The following is a 15,514-nucleotide window of genomic DNA, read 5'->3' on the forward strand; positions in this document are numbered from 1 at the left end:
GGTAACGAATCTATTAGGAGAGCAGGATGAAATTCAGTGAACAATGGCTGCGCGGCTGGGTAAGCCCGCAGGTAAGTCGGGACGAGCTGGTTGCTCGCCTGTCGATGGCCGGTCTTGAGGTCGATAGCGTCACGCCGGCCGCCGGTGAATTCAGCGGCGTGGTGGTGGGCGAGGTGTTGAGCACCGAGCAACACCCGGACGCTGACAAATTGCGGGTTTGCCAGGTCAGCAATGGCGCGGAAACCTTCCAGGTGGTCTGCGGCGCGCCCAACGTGCGCCCGGGTCTGAAGATCCCGTTCGCCATGATCGGTGCCGAACTGCCGGGCGACTTCAAGATCAAGAAAGCCAAGCTGCGCGGCGTCGAGTCCAACGGCATGTTGTGCTCCCAGGCCGAGCTGCAGATTGGCGAAGGCAACGATGGCTTGATGGAACTGCCGGCGGATGCGCCGGTGGGCCAGGATATTCGTGAATACCTGGGCCTGGACGATGCGAGCATCGAGGTCGACCTGACGCCGAACCGTGGCGACTGCCTGTCCCTGGCCGGCCTGGCCCGCGAAGTCGGCGCGCTGTATGCCGTCCCCGTGACGCGTCCTGTGGTCGCGGCCGTGCCAGCGGTGCATGATGAGGTGCGTTCGGTTGAAGTCCTCGCGCCAGCGGCGTGCCCACGTTACCTGGGCCGCGTGATCCGTAACGTCGACCTGTCGAAGCCGACGCCGCTGTGGATGGTCGAGCGCCTGCGCCGTGCCGACGTGCGCAGCATCGACGCCGCCGTCGACATCACCAACTACGTGATGCTGGAGCTGGGTCAACCGCTGCACGCGTTCGATCTCGCCGAAATCAACGGCGGTATTCGCGTGCGCATGGCCGAAGAGGGCGAGAAGCTGGTCCTGCTCGACGGCCAGGAAGTGACCTTGCGCAGCGATACACTGGTGATTGCCGACCATTCCCGCGCCTTGGCGATTGCCGGCGTAATGGGTGGCGAGCACAGCGGTGTTTCCACCACGACCCGTGACGTATTCCTTGAAAGCGCGTTCTTCGACCAGATCGCAGTGGCTGGCAAGGCGCGCTCCTATGGGCTGCACACCGATGCTTCGCACCGTTACGAGCGTGGCGTGGACTGGCAACTGGCCCGTGAAGCCATGGAGCGCGCCACTGGCTTGCTGCTGGACATCACCGGTGGCGAAGCTGGCCCGATCATCGAAACTGTCAGCGAACAGCACCTGCCGAAGATCGCTCCGATCACGCTGCGTGCCCAACGCATCACCCAGATGCTGGGCATGGAAATGGACGCTGCCGAAGTCGAGCGCCTGCTCAGTGCCCTTGGCCTGGGTATCAGTGCGGATGGGGCAGGGCAGTGGCGCGTCGAAGTGCCAAGCCATCGCTTCGATATCAGCCTGGAAGTCGACCTGATCGAAGAACTGGCCCGCTTGTATGGCTACAACCGCCTGCCGGTTCGCTACCCGCAAGCACGCCTGGCCCCACAGGCCAAGGCTGAAGCTCGCAGCGACCTGCCGGAACTGCGCCGCCTGCTGGTGGCCCGCGGTTATCAGGAAGCGATCACCTACAGCTTCATCGATCCGCGTCAGTTCGAGCTGTTCAATCCAGGTGTCGAGCCGCTGTTGCTGGCCAACCCGATCTCCAACGACATGGCCGCCATGCGCTCGTCGCTGTGGCCTGGTTTGGTCAAGTCGCTGCAGCACAACCTGAACCGTCAGCAGGATCGCGTGCGTCTGTTCGAAAGCGGCCTGCGCTTCGTCGGTCAACTGGACGGCTTGAAGCAAGAGTCGATGCTGGCCGGTGTGGTCTGCGGCAGTCGCTTGCCGGAAGGCTGGGCCCAAGGTCGCGATGTCGTCGATTTCTTCGACGTCAAGGCTGACGTGGAAGCGGTGCTCGGCTTCGCCGGTGCGCTCGACGCGTTCACTTTCGTGCCGGGTAAGCATCCAGCGCTGCATCCTGGACAGACCGCACGCATCGAGCGAGACGGGCGCGAAGTCGGCTATGTCGGTGCCATTCACCCGGAACTGTCGAAAACCCTGGGCCTTGATCGTCCGGTCTTCGTTTTCGAGCTGGTTCTGGCTGAAGTCGCCCAGGGGAAAATGCCGAAATTCCAGGAGTTATCGCGCTTTCCTGAAGTGCGTCGTGACCTGGCGCTGCTGGCTGATCGCGACGTTGCATCCAGCGCTGTGCTGGAGGTAATCCGTGAAAATGCAGGCGAATGGCTCACGGACCTCAGGCTATTTGACGTGTATCAGGGTAAAGGCATTGATCCGCATAGAAAAAGCCTTGCAGTTGGCTTGACCTGGCAGCATCCATCGCGCACTCTTAATGACGATGAGGTGAATACCGCAACGCAGAACATCCTCACCTCGCTCGAAAACAGGTTGAACGCCACGTTAAGGAAGTGACGTATGGGGGCTCTGACGAAAGCTGAGATGGCGGAACGTCTGTATGAGGAGCTGGGCCTGAATAAACGGGAGGCCAAAGAATTGGTCGAACTGTTTTTCGAAGAAATCAGGCACGCTCTGGAAGACAACGAGCAGGTCAAGTTGTCCGGTTTCGGCAATTTCGACCTTCGGGACAAACGCCAGCGGCCTGGCCGCAATCCGAAAACGGGAGAAGAAATCCCGATCACGGCTCGCCGTGTGGTCACCTTTCGTCCAGGGCAGAAGTTGAAGGCCCGAGTTGAGGCTTATGCTGGAACCAAGTCATAACGACGAACTACCCGTCATCCCGGGCAAACGCTACTTCACCATTGGTGAAGTCAGCGAGCTGTGTGCGGTAAAGCCGCACGTGCTGCGCTATTGGGAGCAGGAGTTTCCTCAACTCAACCCGGTCAAGCGCCGCGGAAACCGCCGGTATTATCAGCGTCAAGACGTGCTGATGATCCGGCAGATCCGCGCGCTGCTGTACGATCAGGGGTTCACCATCGGCGGCGCACGCCTGCGCCTCTCCGGTGATGAGGCCAAAGACGATACAACCCAGTACAAACAGATGATCCGCCAGATGATCGCCGAGCTTGAAGATGTGCTGGTGGTGCTCAAGAAATAAATTTCTGCTTTTAAATACTTCCAGTTTTCAAAAGCTTGCGATATATTCCTGAGCGTTCCGTTGAGAAGCGGAACAAGATTCACGCCTAGTCGGGGCGTAGCGCAGTCCGGTAGCGCACTAGCATGGGGTGCTAGGGGTCGAGTGTTCGAATCACTCCGTCCCGACCATATTTTTCAATGACTTAGCCCAATCTGAAAAGGTTGGGCTTTTTCATGCCTAAAAAATACCCCGCATTGCCTGGGTGGCTGGGCTGAAAATCCAGAGCCGTTTCTAACGTTCCTGCTTCATCCTCCAGGTTCTGTCATGGACGAAAACGGCCCCAGTGCTCATCCAACAATACGTCCGGTTGTCGTGGCTCACCTTGAAGCACTGTTGCGAGAGTCGGTCATGGCCGACAAGGCCACGGAGGTCGCTGCTGTGCGTGTTTCTACACCTAACTTCACATACACATGTTCCAGATGTTTGTTCACGGTGCGTGGGCTCAGATCAAGAATGGTGCCGATGTCGCGGTTGGTCTTGCCGCAGGCCACCCAGCGCAGAACCTCGACTTCCCGACCGGTGAGCTGAAAGCGTGCCGACAGCACCCTGTGCGCCGGCTCGTCGTCCAGGCTCGGCGGGGCTGGTTGTGACGCCGCTCGGGCCGACAGCAGGATGCGCGAGGTGCGCAGGTGCGCGGCGACCCGGGCCAGCACTTCGTCGGTCTGGATCGGCTTGGTCACGTAGTCGCTGCCACCCACTTCAAAGCCCTGGACCACATGCCTGCTTTCCGTCAGCGCGGTCATGAACAGCACTGGAATATCGGCGTTGGCCGGTTGCTCCTTGATCCGCCGGCAGGTCTCGAAGCCGTCCAGGCCCGGCATCATCGCATCCAGCAGGATCAGGTCTGGACGCCGGCGTTCGATGCGGTTCAGGGCGCTGAGCCCGTCGAGGGCCACCAGCACCATGTAGCCGGCATCGTTGAGGGCGTCGGAGAGCATGGCGAGGTTGTCCGGGGTGTCGTCCACAATCAACACGACACCGGGTTCAGCGACTGTGGTCAGTGCATTCATCTTCTGCCTCCTTGAGGGCGCGGTTGATTTCGTCCAGGCGAAAATTTTTCAGCAGCTTGCGTAGCGAACTGATGAAAGGGGCGGTGGCTGGCGTCTCGGCCTGGATGGCGTCGAGTTTTTCGTGCAGACCGCGTACGTAGCCGATGGCGCTGAGTTCGCCGAGGGCGATGAGGTCAGGCTGTGAGGGCAATATCCCCGGTTCGGGGAATGTCGCAGGAGCTGGTTTTTCGCGGCGCAGCCAGTGCAGGTCGAGCTGTTTCTGGATCCGCTCGAGCAGCTCCGGGGTGTGTACCGGCTTGGCAAGGTAGTCGTTGCAGACACTGGCCAGGCTGCGCTCGCGCTCGTCGTTAAAGGCATTGGCCGATATCACGATGATCGGTGCCGTGGACAACGCATTGCGGCGGATCAGCCGGCTGGTTTCCCAGCCATCCATCGTCGGCATCGACAGGTCCATGAGAATCAGGTCCGGCCCCAGCAGGGCGACCTGGCGAATCGCTTCCTGGCCGTTGCTGGCCTGGACCACTTCAAAGCCCAGGGGCGTAAGCATGCCGCTGAGGACCTTGCGATGGTCCACATGGTCGTCCACTACCAACACCAGACGCCGCGGCCCCTGGTAGCCGATGATGTCGTGTTCGACATGGATCACCGCTTGCGGCACCCGTACTTGCGAGAGAAACAGGCGCACCTGGAAACAGGTGCCCTTGTCCTGCTGACTCTTGACCTGCAACTCGCCGCCCATCAGCGAGGTGAGCATGCGGGTAATGGTCAGGCCCAGGCCAACGCCCTTGTCCTGGCGCATCAGATCACCGCGCTCGAAAGGCTGGAAGATTCGCTCGATGTGCTCGGGGTCGATGCCGATACCTGTGTCGATGATGTCGAAGGTTGCCGTCTCGCGCATGTAACTGACCCGCAGGCAGACTTCGCCGCTGTCGGTGAAATTGACCGCATTGCCCAACAGGTTGATGAGGATCTGCCGGACGCGCTTTTCGTCGCCTCGCACCACCGCCGGCATCTTGCCGATCAGCTCCAGGCGAAAGCGCAACCCTTTGTCCCGTGCTTGTGGGGTGAACATCAGCTCCAGATCGTGGATCAGTTCCGGAAAGGGGATTTCCGTCGGTTCCAGGCGCAATTTGCCAGCCTCGATCTTGGCCACATCGAGCAGGCCGTCGATCAGCGACAGCAGGTGCGAGCCGCTGCGCAGGATGGTCGCCAGGGCATCCTGATGCTGCTCCGGCATGGCCGCATCGCGCTGCAGGATCTGGGTAAAACCGAGGATGCTGTTCAACGGTGTACGCAGTTCGTGGGACAGTCCGGTGACGTAGCGACTCTTGGCCGCGTTGGCCGCCTCGGAAGCCTCCTTGGCATCTTGCAGGGCCTGGTCGGTCAAGCGGTGGGCTTCGATTTCCTGCATCAGCAGCAGGGTCTGGCGGTCCGATTCTTCCTGGGCCACGCGGCGGCTTTCCCGCGTCAGAACGACCCACCAGGCGAGGATGGCCGCCAGTACCGAGAGCGTCAGGAAGGCCTGGAAAAATGCCTGGTACAGCGTCGCCTGGGCTTGCGGCGAGTGGGGCAGTCCCTGGGAGGCCTGGCCATAGATCAGCGCCAGAGCGCCGCTGAGCATCAGGATCAGCGCGAGCAGCAGGCCCAGGTAATGCACTAGCCGGGTGTGCAGGCGTGGCACCGTTGCATTGGGCAGCAACCAATGCAACAGCGCTTCGAACTGCGCCGACAGACGCCCGTGAGGTTTGCAGCGATCGCCGCAACGCGCGTCCAGCGAACAGCAAAGTGAGCAGATGGGCGTGCTGTAGGCCGGACAGAAAGCCATGTCGGCGGTTTCGAACGGGTTGCTGCACAGGCCGCAGGTGATCAGCGTGCTCGGTGCCACCGGTTGCAGCAGTAGCGGATCGCGGGTGCGGGCAATGTAATAGCGGCTGCGTGTGGCCCAGGCCAGCAGCGGGGTCATGACCAGCGAGGTGCCGAGGGCGACGAAGGGCGGGGCGGCCTGGGCCAGCGCACCAAATAGACCGAAGTGGGCGAGGACCGACAGCAGCGAGGCAATCAGCATGGAGCCGACGCCCACCGGGTTGATGTCGTAGAGGTGAGCGCGCTTGAACTCGATGTATTTCGGTGACAACCCCAAGGGTTTGTTGATCACCAGGTCGGCGACCACCGAGCCGATCCAGGCGATGGCGATGTTGGCGTAGAGACCGAGCACCTGGTCGATGACGTCGAATACCCCCAGCTCCATCAGCATCAGGGCAATCGCCACATTGAACACCAGCCAAACTACGCGGCCGGGGTGACTGTGGGTGACCCGGGCGAAAAAGTTCGACCAGGCCAGGGAGCCGGCGTAGGCGTTGGTCAGGTTGATCTTCATCTGCGAGACGAAGACGAACAGCACCATGGCCGCCAGGGCCCATTCCGGCGAGGCGAACACATAACCGAAGGCCACCAGGTACATCTGGGTCGGCTCTGTAGCGCGCTCGATGGGGATCTCGTGTTGCAGGGCGAGAAACGCCAGGAAGGCGCCAGCGAACATTTTCAGGGCGCCGGGCAGGATCCAGCCGGGGCCGGCGCAGAGCAGGGCGGCCCACCAGCGCTTGCGGTTGGACGCGGTTTTTTCCGGCAGGAAGCGCAGGTAGTCGACCTGTTCGCCGATCTGCGTCACCAGGGACAGGGCCACGGTACAGGCCGCGCAAAACGCCAGCAGATTGAAGTCGCCGCTGGCATCACGGCCCTGGAAACTGGTCCAGTCGCTGAAGGCCTCGGGGTTTTTCAGCAGCACAAACAGATAGGGCAGCACCAGCAGCACCAGCCACAACGGCTGGGTCCAGAGTTGCAGGCGGCTGATCAGGGTCACCCCATAGGCCACCAGGGGGATCACCAGCACAGAGCAGATCACATAGGCAAAGGCCAATGGGATATGGAAGTACAGCTCCAAGGCCAGGGCCATGATCGCTGCTTCCAGGGCGAAGAACAGAAAGGTGAAGCTGGCGTAGATCAGTGAGGTGATGGTCGAGCCGATGTAGCCGAAGCCGGCACCGCGGGTCAACAGGTCCATATCGACGCCGTAGCGGGCAGCGTAGTAGCTGACGGGCAGGCCGGTGAGGAAGATGATCAGGCTCACGGCGAGGATCGCCCAGAAGGTGTTGGTGAAGCCGTAGCTCAGGGCCAGCACCCCGCCAATCGCCTCCAGGGCCAGGAACGACACCGCGCCCAGGGCGGTGTTGGCGATGCGCAGTTCCGACCACCTGCGAAAGGACTTTGGTGTGTAACGCAGGGCGTAGTCTTCCATGGTTTCGTCGGCGACCCAGCTGTTGTAGTCGCGACGGATCTTGGCGATGCGCTGGGTGCCAGGTGGAAGCACGACGAAAGACTCCTGGGGTCAAGGCGCTCCGTGCCTGGCGGGTGTGCCCGTGGTGGATAGCCGAGCAATTTTCATGCCCTGCACCGCGCCGTCTTGCCGCGCCAACTGTTGCCTGCGCGCGCGTCCGCGCAGTGCCGTTCAGGCGGGGCCTGGAGCGATAGCCTGCGCCGCCTTGGTGCATTTTTCCCTACGTCAAATGACGTATGCGCTTACGTCAGGCTGCGTATACCCGTCGCCGATCCGCGCAGCCATGCTGATGCCACCACCGTTGCCGGCCGCCCCAAGGCGAGCTGTCAGCGTCACCGCAGAGGAGTAGCAGCATGGAACCACGATTGATCCGGACCAAAGGCCTGTTGCCGCGCCGCCTGGCGCTGGGGGCGGCGGCCCTGTCGCTATTGGCTGCCAGTGTGTTCAGCCAGGGTGTATGGGCCGACGAGGCCAATAGCACCGGCCTGGCGGTGACCGCCACTGAAGTCACGGTGGGCCAGTTGCACTCGGCCACCGGCACCATGGCGATTTCGGAGACCGGTTCGATCCAGGCCGAACGCCTGGCCATCGAGCAGATCAACGCTTCAGGCGGCATCCTCGGTCGGCAGATCAAGGTGATCCAAGAAGACGGCGCCTCCGACTGGCCGACCTTCGCCGAGAAGGCCAAGAAGCTTTTGGTCAACGACAAGGTGGCCACGGTGTTCGGCTGCTGGACCTCGGCGTCGCGCAAGGCTGTGCTGCCGATCTTCGAGAAAGAAAACGGCCTGCTTTACTACCCGACTTTCTACGAGGGGCTGGAGCAGTCGAAGAACGTGATCTACACGGGCCAGGAAGCCACCCAGCAAATCCTCGCCAGCCTCGACTGGATCGCCAAGACCAAAGGCGCCAAAACCTTCTACCTGGTGGGATCGGACTATATCTGGCCACGCACCTCGATGAAAATTGCCCGCAAGCACATTGAAAACGTGCTGCACGGCACCGTGGTCGGCGAAGACTATTACCCGCTCGGCAACACCCAGTTCGGTTCGCTGATCAACAAAGTCAAGTTGAAGAAGCCCGACGTGGTGTTCGCGGCAGTGGTGGGTGGCTCCAACGTGGCCTTCTACAAGCAACTCAATGCGGCGGGTGTCAATTCGGCCAAGCAGACCTTGCTCACGCTCTCGGTCACCGAAGATGAGTTGCTGGGCATCGGCGGCGAGAACATGGCCGGTTTCTATGCCTCGATGAAGTACTTCCAGAGCCTGGACAACCCCAACAACAAAGCCTTCGTCGACGCTTTCAAGGCCAAGTACGGCAAGGATTCGGTGATCGGCGACGTGACCCAGGCCGCGTACCTGGGCCCATGGTTGTGGAAGGCCGCGGTGGAAAAAGCCGGCAGCTTCGATGTCGACAAAGTGGTTGCAGCCTCGCCGGGCATCGAGTTGAAAACCGCGCCTGAAGGCTACGTCAAAGTGCATGAGAACCATCACCTGTGGAGCAAGACCCGCATCGGTGAAGTGCAGCCCGATGGCCAGTTCAAAGTGGTGTACGAGTCCGATCTGATCGAGCCGAATCCGTTCCCTAAAGGCTATCAGTAAGGTCTGGGCCATCGCGGCAAGCCGACTCCAACACTCCGTAGGAGCTGGCTTGCCGGCGATGGAGCTCCAACTTTTTTCCACATCCTCCCTCCAAGCAGGAGTCCATCATCATGGAATGGCTATCGGAATTTGGTGCCATCGCGGCGATGCAGGGGTTCAACGGCTTGTCCGTGTTCTGTGTGCTGCTGTTGATGGCATTGGGGCTGGCGATCATTTTCGGCCAGATGGGGGTCATCAACATGGCCCACGGCGAGTTCCTCACGATCGGCGCCTACACCACCTATGTCTGTTCGAGCCTGACCAGTCATTTCGCTCCGTGGTTTCAACCCTATTATTTTTTCCTCGCCATCGCCCTGTCGTTTCTGGTAGCCGGGGCCATCGGCTGGCTGGTGGAGTGGGCGATGATCAGTCGGCTCTACAAGCGTCCGTTGGACACATTGCTGGCGACCTGGGGGCTGTCCCTAGTGATGCAGCAGACCTTCCGTTCGGTGTTCGGCGCCCGTGAAGTCAGCGCCACGCCGCCGGAGTGGCTGATGGGCTCGTTCAACTTCACCGAGTCCATCGAGATCCCGCGCAACGGTCTGTTCATGATGGCCCTGACCCTGCTGCTCACCGCGGCCATTTTTCTCTTGCTTTACCGCTCACGCTGGGGCCTGCAAGTGCGGGCCACGGTGCAAAACCGGCTGATGAGCCGTGCCGTTGGCATCAACACGCGCAAGGTCGACCGCATGACCTTTGCCCTCGGTTGTGGTGTCGCGGGGGTGGCCGGCGCGGCCTTTACCACCATTGGCTCCACCGGGCCCACCGCGGGCTCGCAGTACATAGTCGACACCTTCCTGGTGGTGGTCTTCGGCGGCGCACAAAGCCTGTTCGGCACTATTGCGTCGGCGTTCGTCATTGCCCAGACCCAATCGATCTCGGAGTTCTTCCTCAGTGGTTCGATGGCCAAGGTGCTGACCCTGTCCGGGGTGATTCTGATCCTGATGTTGCGCCCTCAAGGGTTGTTCTCCATCAAAGTGCGCAAGTAGAGGCGAGCCAATGAAGCTTTTAGACAAGATGCTGGCGGGCAAGCAGAACCTGTTGGGCGTGGCCCTGTTGGCGCTACTGATTCTCGTGGTCTTCCCGCTGACCCTGGATGCCTTTCGCCTGAACATGGTGGGCAAGTACCTGACCTATGCCTTCGTCGCTGTCGGCCTGGTGCTGTGTTGGGGCTATGGCGGCATTCTCAGCCTCGGACAAGGGGTGTTCTTCGGCGTCGGCGGCTACTGCATGGCGATGTTTCTCAAGCTCGAAGCCTCCGACCCGCAGAGCACCAAAATCCAGTCGACGCCGGGCATTCCGGATTTCATGGACTGGAACCAGATCACCGAACTGCCGTGGCTCTGGGTACCGTTCCACAGTTTCAGCTTCACCCTGTTGGCGGTGATCCTGGTGCCGGTAGGGCTGGCCTTCATCATTGGCATGGCGCTGTTCAAGCGGCGGGTAGGGGATGTTTATTTCTCTATCGTCAGCCAGGCCATCGCGCTGATTCTCACGGTGCTGATCGTCGGCCAGCAGGGCCTGACCGGCGGAGTCAACGGCATCACCGATCTCAAGACGCTGCTGGGCTGGGACCTGCGCAGTGACAGCGCCAAGCTGCTGCTGTACTTCATCAACGCGGCCTTGTTGTTCGGCTGCATTTTCATCGGCCGTTTTGTCCTTGCGTCGAAGCTCGGGCGGCTGCTGATGGCGATGCGCGATAAAGAGGAGCGGGTGCGCTTCTCCGGTTATGACGTGGCCAGCTTCAAGATTTTCGTGTTCTGCATCGCCGCTGCCTTCTCGGCCATAGGCGGCGCCATGTTCGCCTTGCAGGTGGGCTTCATGTCGCCTTCGTTCGTCGGCATCGTGCCATCCATCGAGATGGTGATCTTTGCCGCTGTCGGCGGGCGCATGTCGCTGCTGGGCGCGGTGTATGGGGCCTTGCTGGTGAACTACGGCAAGACCTATTTCTCCGAGTCCTTCCCCGAATTGTGGCTGTACCTGATGGGCGGGCTGTTCATTGCCGTGGTCATGTACTTCCCCAATGGTTTGGCCGGACTTTGGGACAGCCATGGCCGCCAGACCCTTGGCCGTTTATTGCGGCGTACCCCGCAGCAAGCTGCCGTTGCCGCGCCCCTGCCGGAGACGTCGCGCACTGCACCGCCGACCCCTGCTTCTGAACGCCCTTCGCTGGAGACGCAACCATGACCGCCGTAGGTTTTCAGATGAACAAGCCGGTGCTGGTTATCGAGGGGCTGACGGTGTCCTTCGACGGTTTCAAGGCCGTGGACAACCTCAACCTGTACATCGACCGCAATGAAGTGCGGGTGGTGATCGGGCCCAACGGCGCAGGCAAGACCACGGTGCTCGACCTGATCTGCGGCAAGACCCGCGCCACCAGCGGCAGCATCCAGTTCGATGGAAAGGAACTGACCAGGATGCGCGAGTACAACATCGTCCGTGCCGGTGTCGGGCGCAAATTCCAGAACCCGTCGATCTACGAAAACCTCACGGTGTTCGAGAACCTGGAGATGTCCTACCCGGCGGGGCGCAAGGTGTTTGGCGCGTTGTTCTTCAAACGCAGTGCCGCAGTGATTGCCCGGGTTGAAGAGGTGGCGCGGGAGATCTTTCTCGGCGAGCTGTTGCAGCAACAGGCCGACCTGCTGTCCCACGGCCAGAAGCAGTGGCTGGAGATCGGCATGCTGCTGATGCAGGACCCTGACCTGTTGATGCTCGATGAACCGGTCGCAGGGATGAGCGTCAACGAGCGCGTACAGACTGCGGAACTGCTCAAGCGCATCAGCCAGGGCCGCTCGGTGCTGGTGATCGAACACGACATGGAATTCGTCAAGAGCATCGCCCATAAGGTCACGGTGCTGCATCAGGGCAAGGTCCTGGCCGAGGGCAGCATGGAGTCGGTGCAGAGCAACCCGAAAGTCATCGAAGTCTATTTAGGCCATTGAGGAAGCAGGCATGTTCAACGTAGACAAGCTGTCCTGTGGTTACGGCCAGAGTCAGATCCTTCACGACCTCGACCTGGCCGTGGCCAAACGCGAAATCGTCGCCGTGATGGGACGCAACGGCATGGGCAAGACCACGCTGTTCAAGAGCTTGATGGGCATCCTTCCGCAGTGGCGGGGGCAGGTCAGCGTCGATGGTCAGGAAGTCTCGAACCTGGAAACCCACGAGCGGGTGGAGCACGGCATCGCCTATGTGCCTCAGGGGCGGATGATTTTCCCTAGCATGACGGTGTTGGAAAACATACAGACCGGCCTGCCGGCATCGGCCCGGGGCCAGGTGCCCGAAGACCTCTATGCGTTGTTTCCGGTGCTCCACGACATGCGCTCGCGCAAGGGTGGCAACCTTTCGGGCGGGCAGCAGCAACAACTGGCGATTGCCCGGGCACTGGCGACCAATCCCAAGGTGTTGTTGCTCGATGAACCCACCGAGGGCATCCAGCCATCGATCATCAAGGACATCGCCCGCACTTTGAAAGAGATCCGCCACCTGCGCGACCTGACCATTGTGGTCTCCGAGCAGGTGCTGTCATTCACCCTGGAAATCGCCGACCGCTTCCTGGTGATCGAGAAGGGTCGCTTCGTGATCGAGGAGACCCGGGACAAGGTCGACGAATCCACCATCAGTCGCTACCTCTGCGTGTAGGCGCGATCGCCCCCCTTGTAGCAGCTGGCAAGCCAGCTCAAAGGGGTACGTCATCCAACGTATTGGCCGATTCGTGCCGCCATTCGAGACTGGTTCCAACGCGGTACATCCCTAATGTTCAGGAGCTTCGCCATGACCGATACCTTGATCAAAGTCGACCTCAACCAGCCCGCCACCGAGAACGAACAGATCCACAACCGCTGGCATCCGGACATTCCCATGGCCTGCTGGGTCAAGCCGGGGGACGACTTTATTCTTGAGACTTACGACTGGACCGCTGGCGCGATCAAGAACAACGACGACGCTTCGGATGTGCGTGACGTCGACTTGTCCACCGTGCACTACCTGTCCGGTCCAGTGGGCGTGCATGGCGCCGAGCCGGGAGATCTGCTGGTGGTCGACCTGCTGGACATCGGCGCCAAGGCCGAATCGATGTGGGGCTTCAACGGCTTCTTCTCGCGGCAGAACGGTGGCGGATTCCTCACGGATCACTTTCCCAGCGCACAGAAAGCCATCTGGGATTTCAAAGGCATGTTTACCAGTTCGCGGCACATTCCCGGGGTTAACTTCGCCGGCCTGATCCACCCCGGATTGATCGGTTGCCTGCCCGACCCGGTAATGCTCGGCGACTGGAACCGCCGTGAGCAGGAACTGATCGACACCCACCCGACCCGCGTGCCGCCCCTGGCCAACGCGCCGCTGGCCGCCACCGCACACATGGGCAAGCTCAAGGGCCAGGCCCGGGATGATGCCGCGGCCACGGGCGCGCGCACCGTGCCACCGCGTGAACATGGTGGTAACTGCGATATCAAGGACTTGTCCCGGGGCTCGAAGATTTTCTTCCCGGTCTACGTCAAAGGCGCCGGGTTGTCAGTGGGGGATCTGCACTTCAGTCAGGGCGACGGCGAGATCACCTTTTGCGGTGCTATCGAGATGGCCGGCTGGGTTCATATGAAAGTCGAGCTGATCAAGGGCGGCATGGCCAAGTACGGGATCAAGAACCCAGTGTTCAAGCCCAGCCCGATCATCCCGACCTACCAGAACTACCTGATCTTCGAAGGTATCTCGGTGGATGAAGCCGGCAAACAGCACTACCTGGACGTGAATATCGCCTATCGCCAGGCCTGCCTGAATGCGATCAACTACCTGACCAAGTTTGGTTATTCCCCCGCCCAAGGCTATGCCCTGTTGGGTTCTGCGCCGGTGCAAGGGCATATCAGCGGCGTGGTCGATATCCCCAACGCCTGCGCGACCCTCTGGTTACCCACCGAAATCTTCGAGTTCGACATCAACCCCAACGCCAACGGTCCCATCAAACACCTCGACGGCAGTATCGATCTGCCGATTGCCCCGGACCTGTGAGACACGCCCGAGCTCGATCAATGTCTGGAGAGCGCCATGCCGACCTATGAGTACGAATGCCAAACCTGTGGTTCTTTCACAATGTTGCGGCCCATGGCCCAACGGCACGAGTCGTGCCAGTGCCCGTCTTGCGCGGGCCCGGGAGGGCGGTTGCTGTTGTCTGCGCCGGCACTGACGACGTTGTCGAGCAGTCAACGCCAGGCCATGGCGACCAACGAGCGAAGTGCCCACGCGCCGCAGACGCTTGGCGAGTACCAGCAGAACCGTCGTCATCCCAGTGGGTGCAGTTGTTGTGCACCGAGCAAACCGCTGGCCCCGACCAAAGAAAATCCACAGGGGCTCAAGCGTAAAACCGGCTCCAGACCTTGGATGATCAGTCATTAACAGAGGTAAATCTCATGCGTCATGGTGATATTTCCAGCAGCCCGGACACCGTGGGTGTCGCGGTCGTCAATTACAAAATGCCGCGGCTGCATACAAAAGCCGAGGTCATTGAAAACGCCCGCAAGATTGCCGACATCATCACGGGGATGAAAAGCGGTCTCCCCGGCATGGACCTGGTGGTGTTTCCTGAATACAGCACCATGGGCATCATGTACGACCACGATGAGATGATGGCGACTGCCGCCAGTATTCCAGGCGAAGAGACTGCGATCTTTTCCGCCGCGTGCCGTGCGGCTGACACGTGGGGGGTGTTTTCACTGACCGGTGAGCGGCATGAGGAACATCCCCACAAAGCCCCGTACAACACGTTGGTGTTGATCAATAACCAGGGCGAAATCGTCCAGAAGTACCGCAAGTGCATTCCCTGGTGCCCCATAGAAGGGTGGTATCCGGGTGATCGGACCTATGTCTGCGAGGGTCCCAAGGGCCTGCAAATCAGCTTGATCATTTGTGATGACGGTAACTACCCGGAGATCTGGCGCGACTGTGCGATGAAAGGAGCGGAGTTGATCGTCCGTTGCCAGGGCTATATGTACCCGGCCAAAGAGCAGCAGGTGATGATGTCCAAAAGCATGGCCTGGGCCAATAATTGCTATGTGGCAGTGGCCAATGCGGCCGGCTTCGATGGGGTTTATTCCTACTTTGGTCACTCGGCGATTATTGGCTTCGACGGTCGCACCCTGGGCGAATGCGGTGAAGAGGAAATGGGCATTCAGTACGCACAATTATCCGTTTCGCAAATCCGCGATGCGCGAGCGAACGACCAATCACAGAATCATTTGTTCAAGCTGCTGCATCGCGGTTACACCGGGGTCTATCACTCCGGGGACGGCGACAAGGGGGTGGCTGACTGCCCGTTCGACTTTTACCGCACCTGGGTACTGGACGCGCAGAAAGCCCGGGAAAACGTCGAAAAACTGACCCGTAGCACCGTCGGCGTGGCTCATTGCCCGGTGGGAGAGCTTCCCCACGACGGTAAAGAAAAACACGCAGGCTAA

13 protein-coding genes and 1 tRNA gene are annotated in these 15,514 nt (G+C 60.6%); 12 read left to right on the top strand and 2 right to left on the bottom strand.

What is annotated here, in order from left to right; all coding sequences use genetic code 11:
* The first annotated feature begins 26 nt into the window (after positions 1-26).
* The 4 genes from pheT to BLO97_RS22560 all read left to right on the top strand — a co-directional run bounded on the left by pheT (position 27) and on the right by BLO97_RS22560 (position 3,215).
* On the top strand, positions 27-2,405 hold the full coding sequence (pheT, locus tag BLO97_RS22545; protein ID WP_092348274.1) for a phenylalanine--tRNA ligase subunit beta: 2,379 nt from the start codon (positions 27-29) through the stop codon (positions 2,403-2,405).
* Positions 2,406-2,408: 3 nt separating this feature from the next.
* Positions 2,409-2,711, top strand: coding sequence for an integration host factor subunit alpha (ihfA, locus tag BLO97_RS22550; protein WP_002553164.1), 303 nt, complete (start codon positions 2,409-2,411; stop codon positions 2,709-2,711).
* Positions 2,692-3,048: a MerR family transcriptional regulator gene (locus BLO97_RS22555; RefSeq protein ID WP_003179985.1), complete on the top strand. Its 357-nt coding sequence runs from the start codon at positions 2,692-2,694 to the stop codon at positions 3,046-3,048. The genes ihfA and BLO97_RS22555 overlap by 20 nt, the downstream gene beginning before the upstream one ends.
* A 90-nt stretch (positions 3,049-3,138) precedes the next feature.
* Positions 3,139-3,215, top strand: a tRNA-Pro gene (locus BLO97_RS22560).
* Between the two features lie 189 nt (positions 3,216-3,404).
* On the opposite strand, the gene BLO97_RS22565 is transcribed toward BLO97_RS22560, so the two are convergent.
* A complete protein-coding gene (locus tag BLO97_RS22565) occupies positions 3,405-4,097 on the bottom strand; it encodes a response regulator (protein WP_092144399.1) in 693 nt (230 codons plus the stop codon).
* The gene (locus BLO97_RS22570; protein ID WP_092348277.1) at positions 4,072-7,464 is read right to left on the bottom strand and encodes an ATP-binding protein; all 3,393 of its coding nucleotides are present in this window, start codon (positions 7,462-7,464) and stop codon (positions 4,072-4,074) included. The genes BLO97_RS22565 and BLO97_RS22570 overlap by 26 nt, the downstream gene beginning before the upstream one ends.
* 320 nt (positions 7,465-7,784) lie before the next feature.
* Between BLO97_RS22570 and urtA the strand changes: the two genes are divergently transcribed.
* The 8 genes from urtA to BLO97_RS22610 all read left to right on the top strand — a co-directional run bounded on the left by urtA (position 7,785) and on the right by BLO97_RS22610 (position 15,514).
* Positions 7,785-9,029 (top strand): urea ABC transporter substrate-binding protein, encoded by a 1,245-nt coding sequence (urtA, locus tag BLO97_RS22575; RefSeq protein ID WP_058542510.1) that lies wholly within the window; start codon positions 7,785-7,787, stop codon positions 9,027-9,029.
* A 110-nt stretch (positions 9,030-9,139) separates the two neighbouring features.
* A complete protein-coding gene (gene urtB / locus BLO97_RS22580; protein WP_170867292.1) occupies positions 9,140-10,057 on the top strand; it encodes an urea ABC transporter permease subunit UrtB in 918 nt (305 codons plus the stop codon).
* Between the two features lie 10 nt (positions 10,058-10,067).
* On the top strand, positions 10,068-11,255 hold the full coding sequence (urtC, locus tag BLO97_RS22585; protein ID WP_063320402.1) for an urea ABC transporter permease subunit UrtC: 1,188 nt from the start codon (positions 10,068-10,070) through the stop codon (positions 11,253-11,255).
* Positions 11,252-12,010: an urea ABC transporter ATP-binding protein UrtD gene (gene urtD, locus BLO97_RS22590; RefSeq protein WP_092144407.1), complete on the top strand. Its 759-nt coding sequence runs from the start codon at positions 11,252-11,254 to the stop codon at positions 12,008-12,010. The genes urtC and urtD overlap by 4 nt, the downstream gene beginning before the upstream one ends.
* Before the next feature lie 10 nt (positions 12,011-12,020).
* Positions 12,021-12,710, top strand: a complete 690-nt coding sequence (gene urtE, locus BLO97_RS22595) for an urea ABC transporter ATP-binding subunit UrtE (protein ID WP_063320404.1) — start codon at positions 12,021-12,023, stop codon at positions 12,708-12,710.
* A gap of 132 nt (positions 12,711-12,842) precedes the next feature.
* Entirely contained in the window at positions 12,843-14,072 is a 1,230-nt protein-coding gene (gene fmdA / locus BLO97_RS22600; RefSeq protein ID WP_003203578.1) for a formamidase, read from the top strand.
* A gap of 36 nt (positions 14,073-14,108) precedes the next feature.
* On the top strand, positions 14,109-14,456 hold the full coding sequence (locus BLO97_RS22605; RefSeq protein WP_082534334.1) for an FmdB family zinc ribbon protein: 348 nt from the start codon (positions 14,109-14,111) through the stop codon (positions 14,454-14,456).
* Between the two features lie 14 nt (positions 14,457-14,470).
* Positions 14,471-15,514 (top strand): aliphatic amidase, encoded by a 1,044-nt coding sequence (locus BLO97_RS22610; protein WP_092144409.1) that lies wholly within the window; start codon positions 14,471-14,473, stop codon positions 15,512-15,514.

It is taken from the genome of Pseudomonas sp. NFACC05-1 (genome assembly GCF_900100135.1).
GTDB classification, from domain to species: domain Bacteria; phylum Pseudomonadota; class Gammaproteobacteria; order Pseudomonadales; family Pseudomonadaceae; genus Aquipseudomonas; species Aquipseudomonas fluorescens_Q.

Excerpts from the sequence above, each read along its gene's own strand:
- pheT (WP_092348274.1), top strand. The coding sequence starts at position 27 with ATGAAATTCAGTGAACAATGGCTGCGCGGCTGGGTAAGCCCGCAGGTA.
- urtD (WP_092144407.1), top strand. The coding sequence starts at position 11,252 with ATGACCGCCGTAGGTTTTCAGATGAACAAGCCGGTGCTGGTTATCGAG.
- urtB (WP_170867292.1), top strand. The coding sequence starts at position 9,140 with ATGGAATGGCTATCGGAATTTGGTGCCATCGCGGCGATGCAGGGGTTC.
- BLO97_RS22565 (WP_092144399.1), bottom strand. The coding sequence starts at position 4,097 with ATGAATGCACTGACCACAGTCGCTGAACCCGGTGTCGTGTTGATTGTG.
- urtE (WP_063320404.1), top strand. The coding sequence starts at position 12,021 with ATGTTCAACGTAGACAAGCTGTCCTGTGGTTACGGCCAGAGTCAGATC.
- ihfA (WP_002553164.1), top strand. The coding sequence starts at position 2,409 with ATGGGGGCTCTGACGAAAGCTGAGATGGCGGAACGTCTGTATGAGGAG.
- fmdA (WP_003203578.1), top strand. The coding sequence starts at position 12,843 with ATGACCGATACCTTGATCAAAGTCGACCTCAACCAGCCCGCCACCGAG.
- BLO97_RS22555 (WP_003179985.1), top strand. The coding sequence starts at position 2,692 with ATGCTGGAACCAAGTCATAACGACGAACTACCCGTCATCCCGGGCAAA.
- BLO97_RS22605 (WP_082534334.1), top strand. The coding sequence starts at position 14,109 with ATGCCGACCTATGAGTACGAATGCCAAACCTGTGGTTCTTTCACAATG.
- urtC (WP_063320402.1), top strand. The coding sequence starts at position 10,068 with ATGAAGCTTTTAGACAAGATGCTGGCGGGCAAGCAGAACCTGTTGGGC.
- urtA (WP_058542510.1), top strand. The coding sequence starts at position 7,785 with ATGGAACCACGATTGATCCGGACCAAAGGCCTGTTGCCGCGCCGCCTG.
- BLO97_RS22610 (WP_092144409.1), top strand. The coding sequence starts at position 14,471 with ATGCGTCATGGTGATATTTCCAGCAGCCCGGACACCGTGGGTGTCGCG.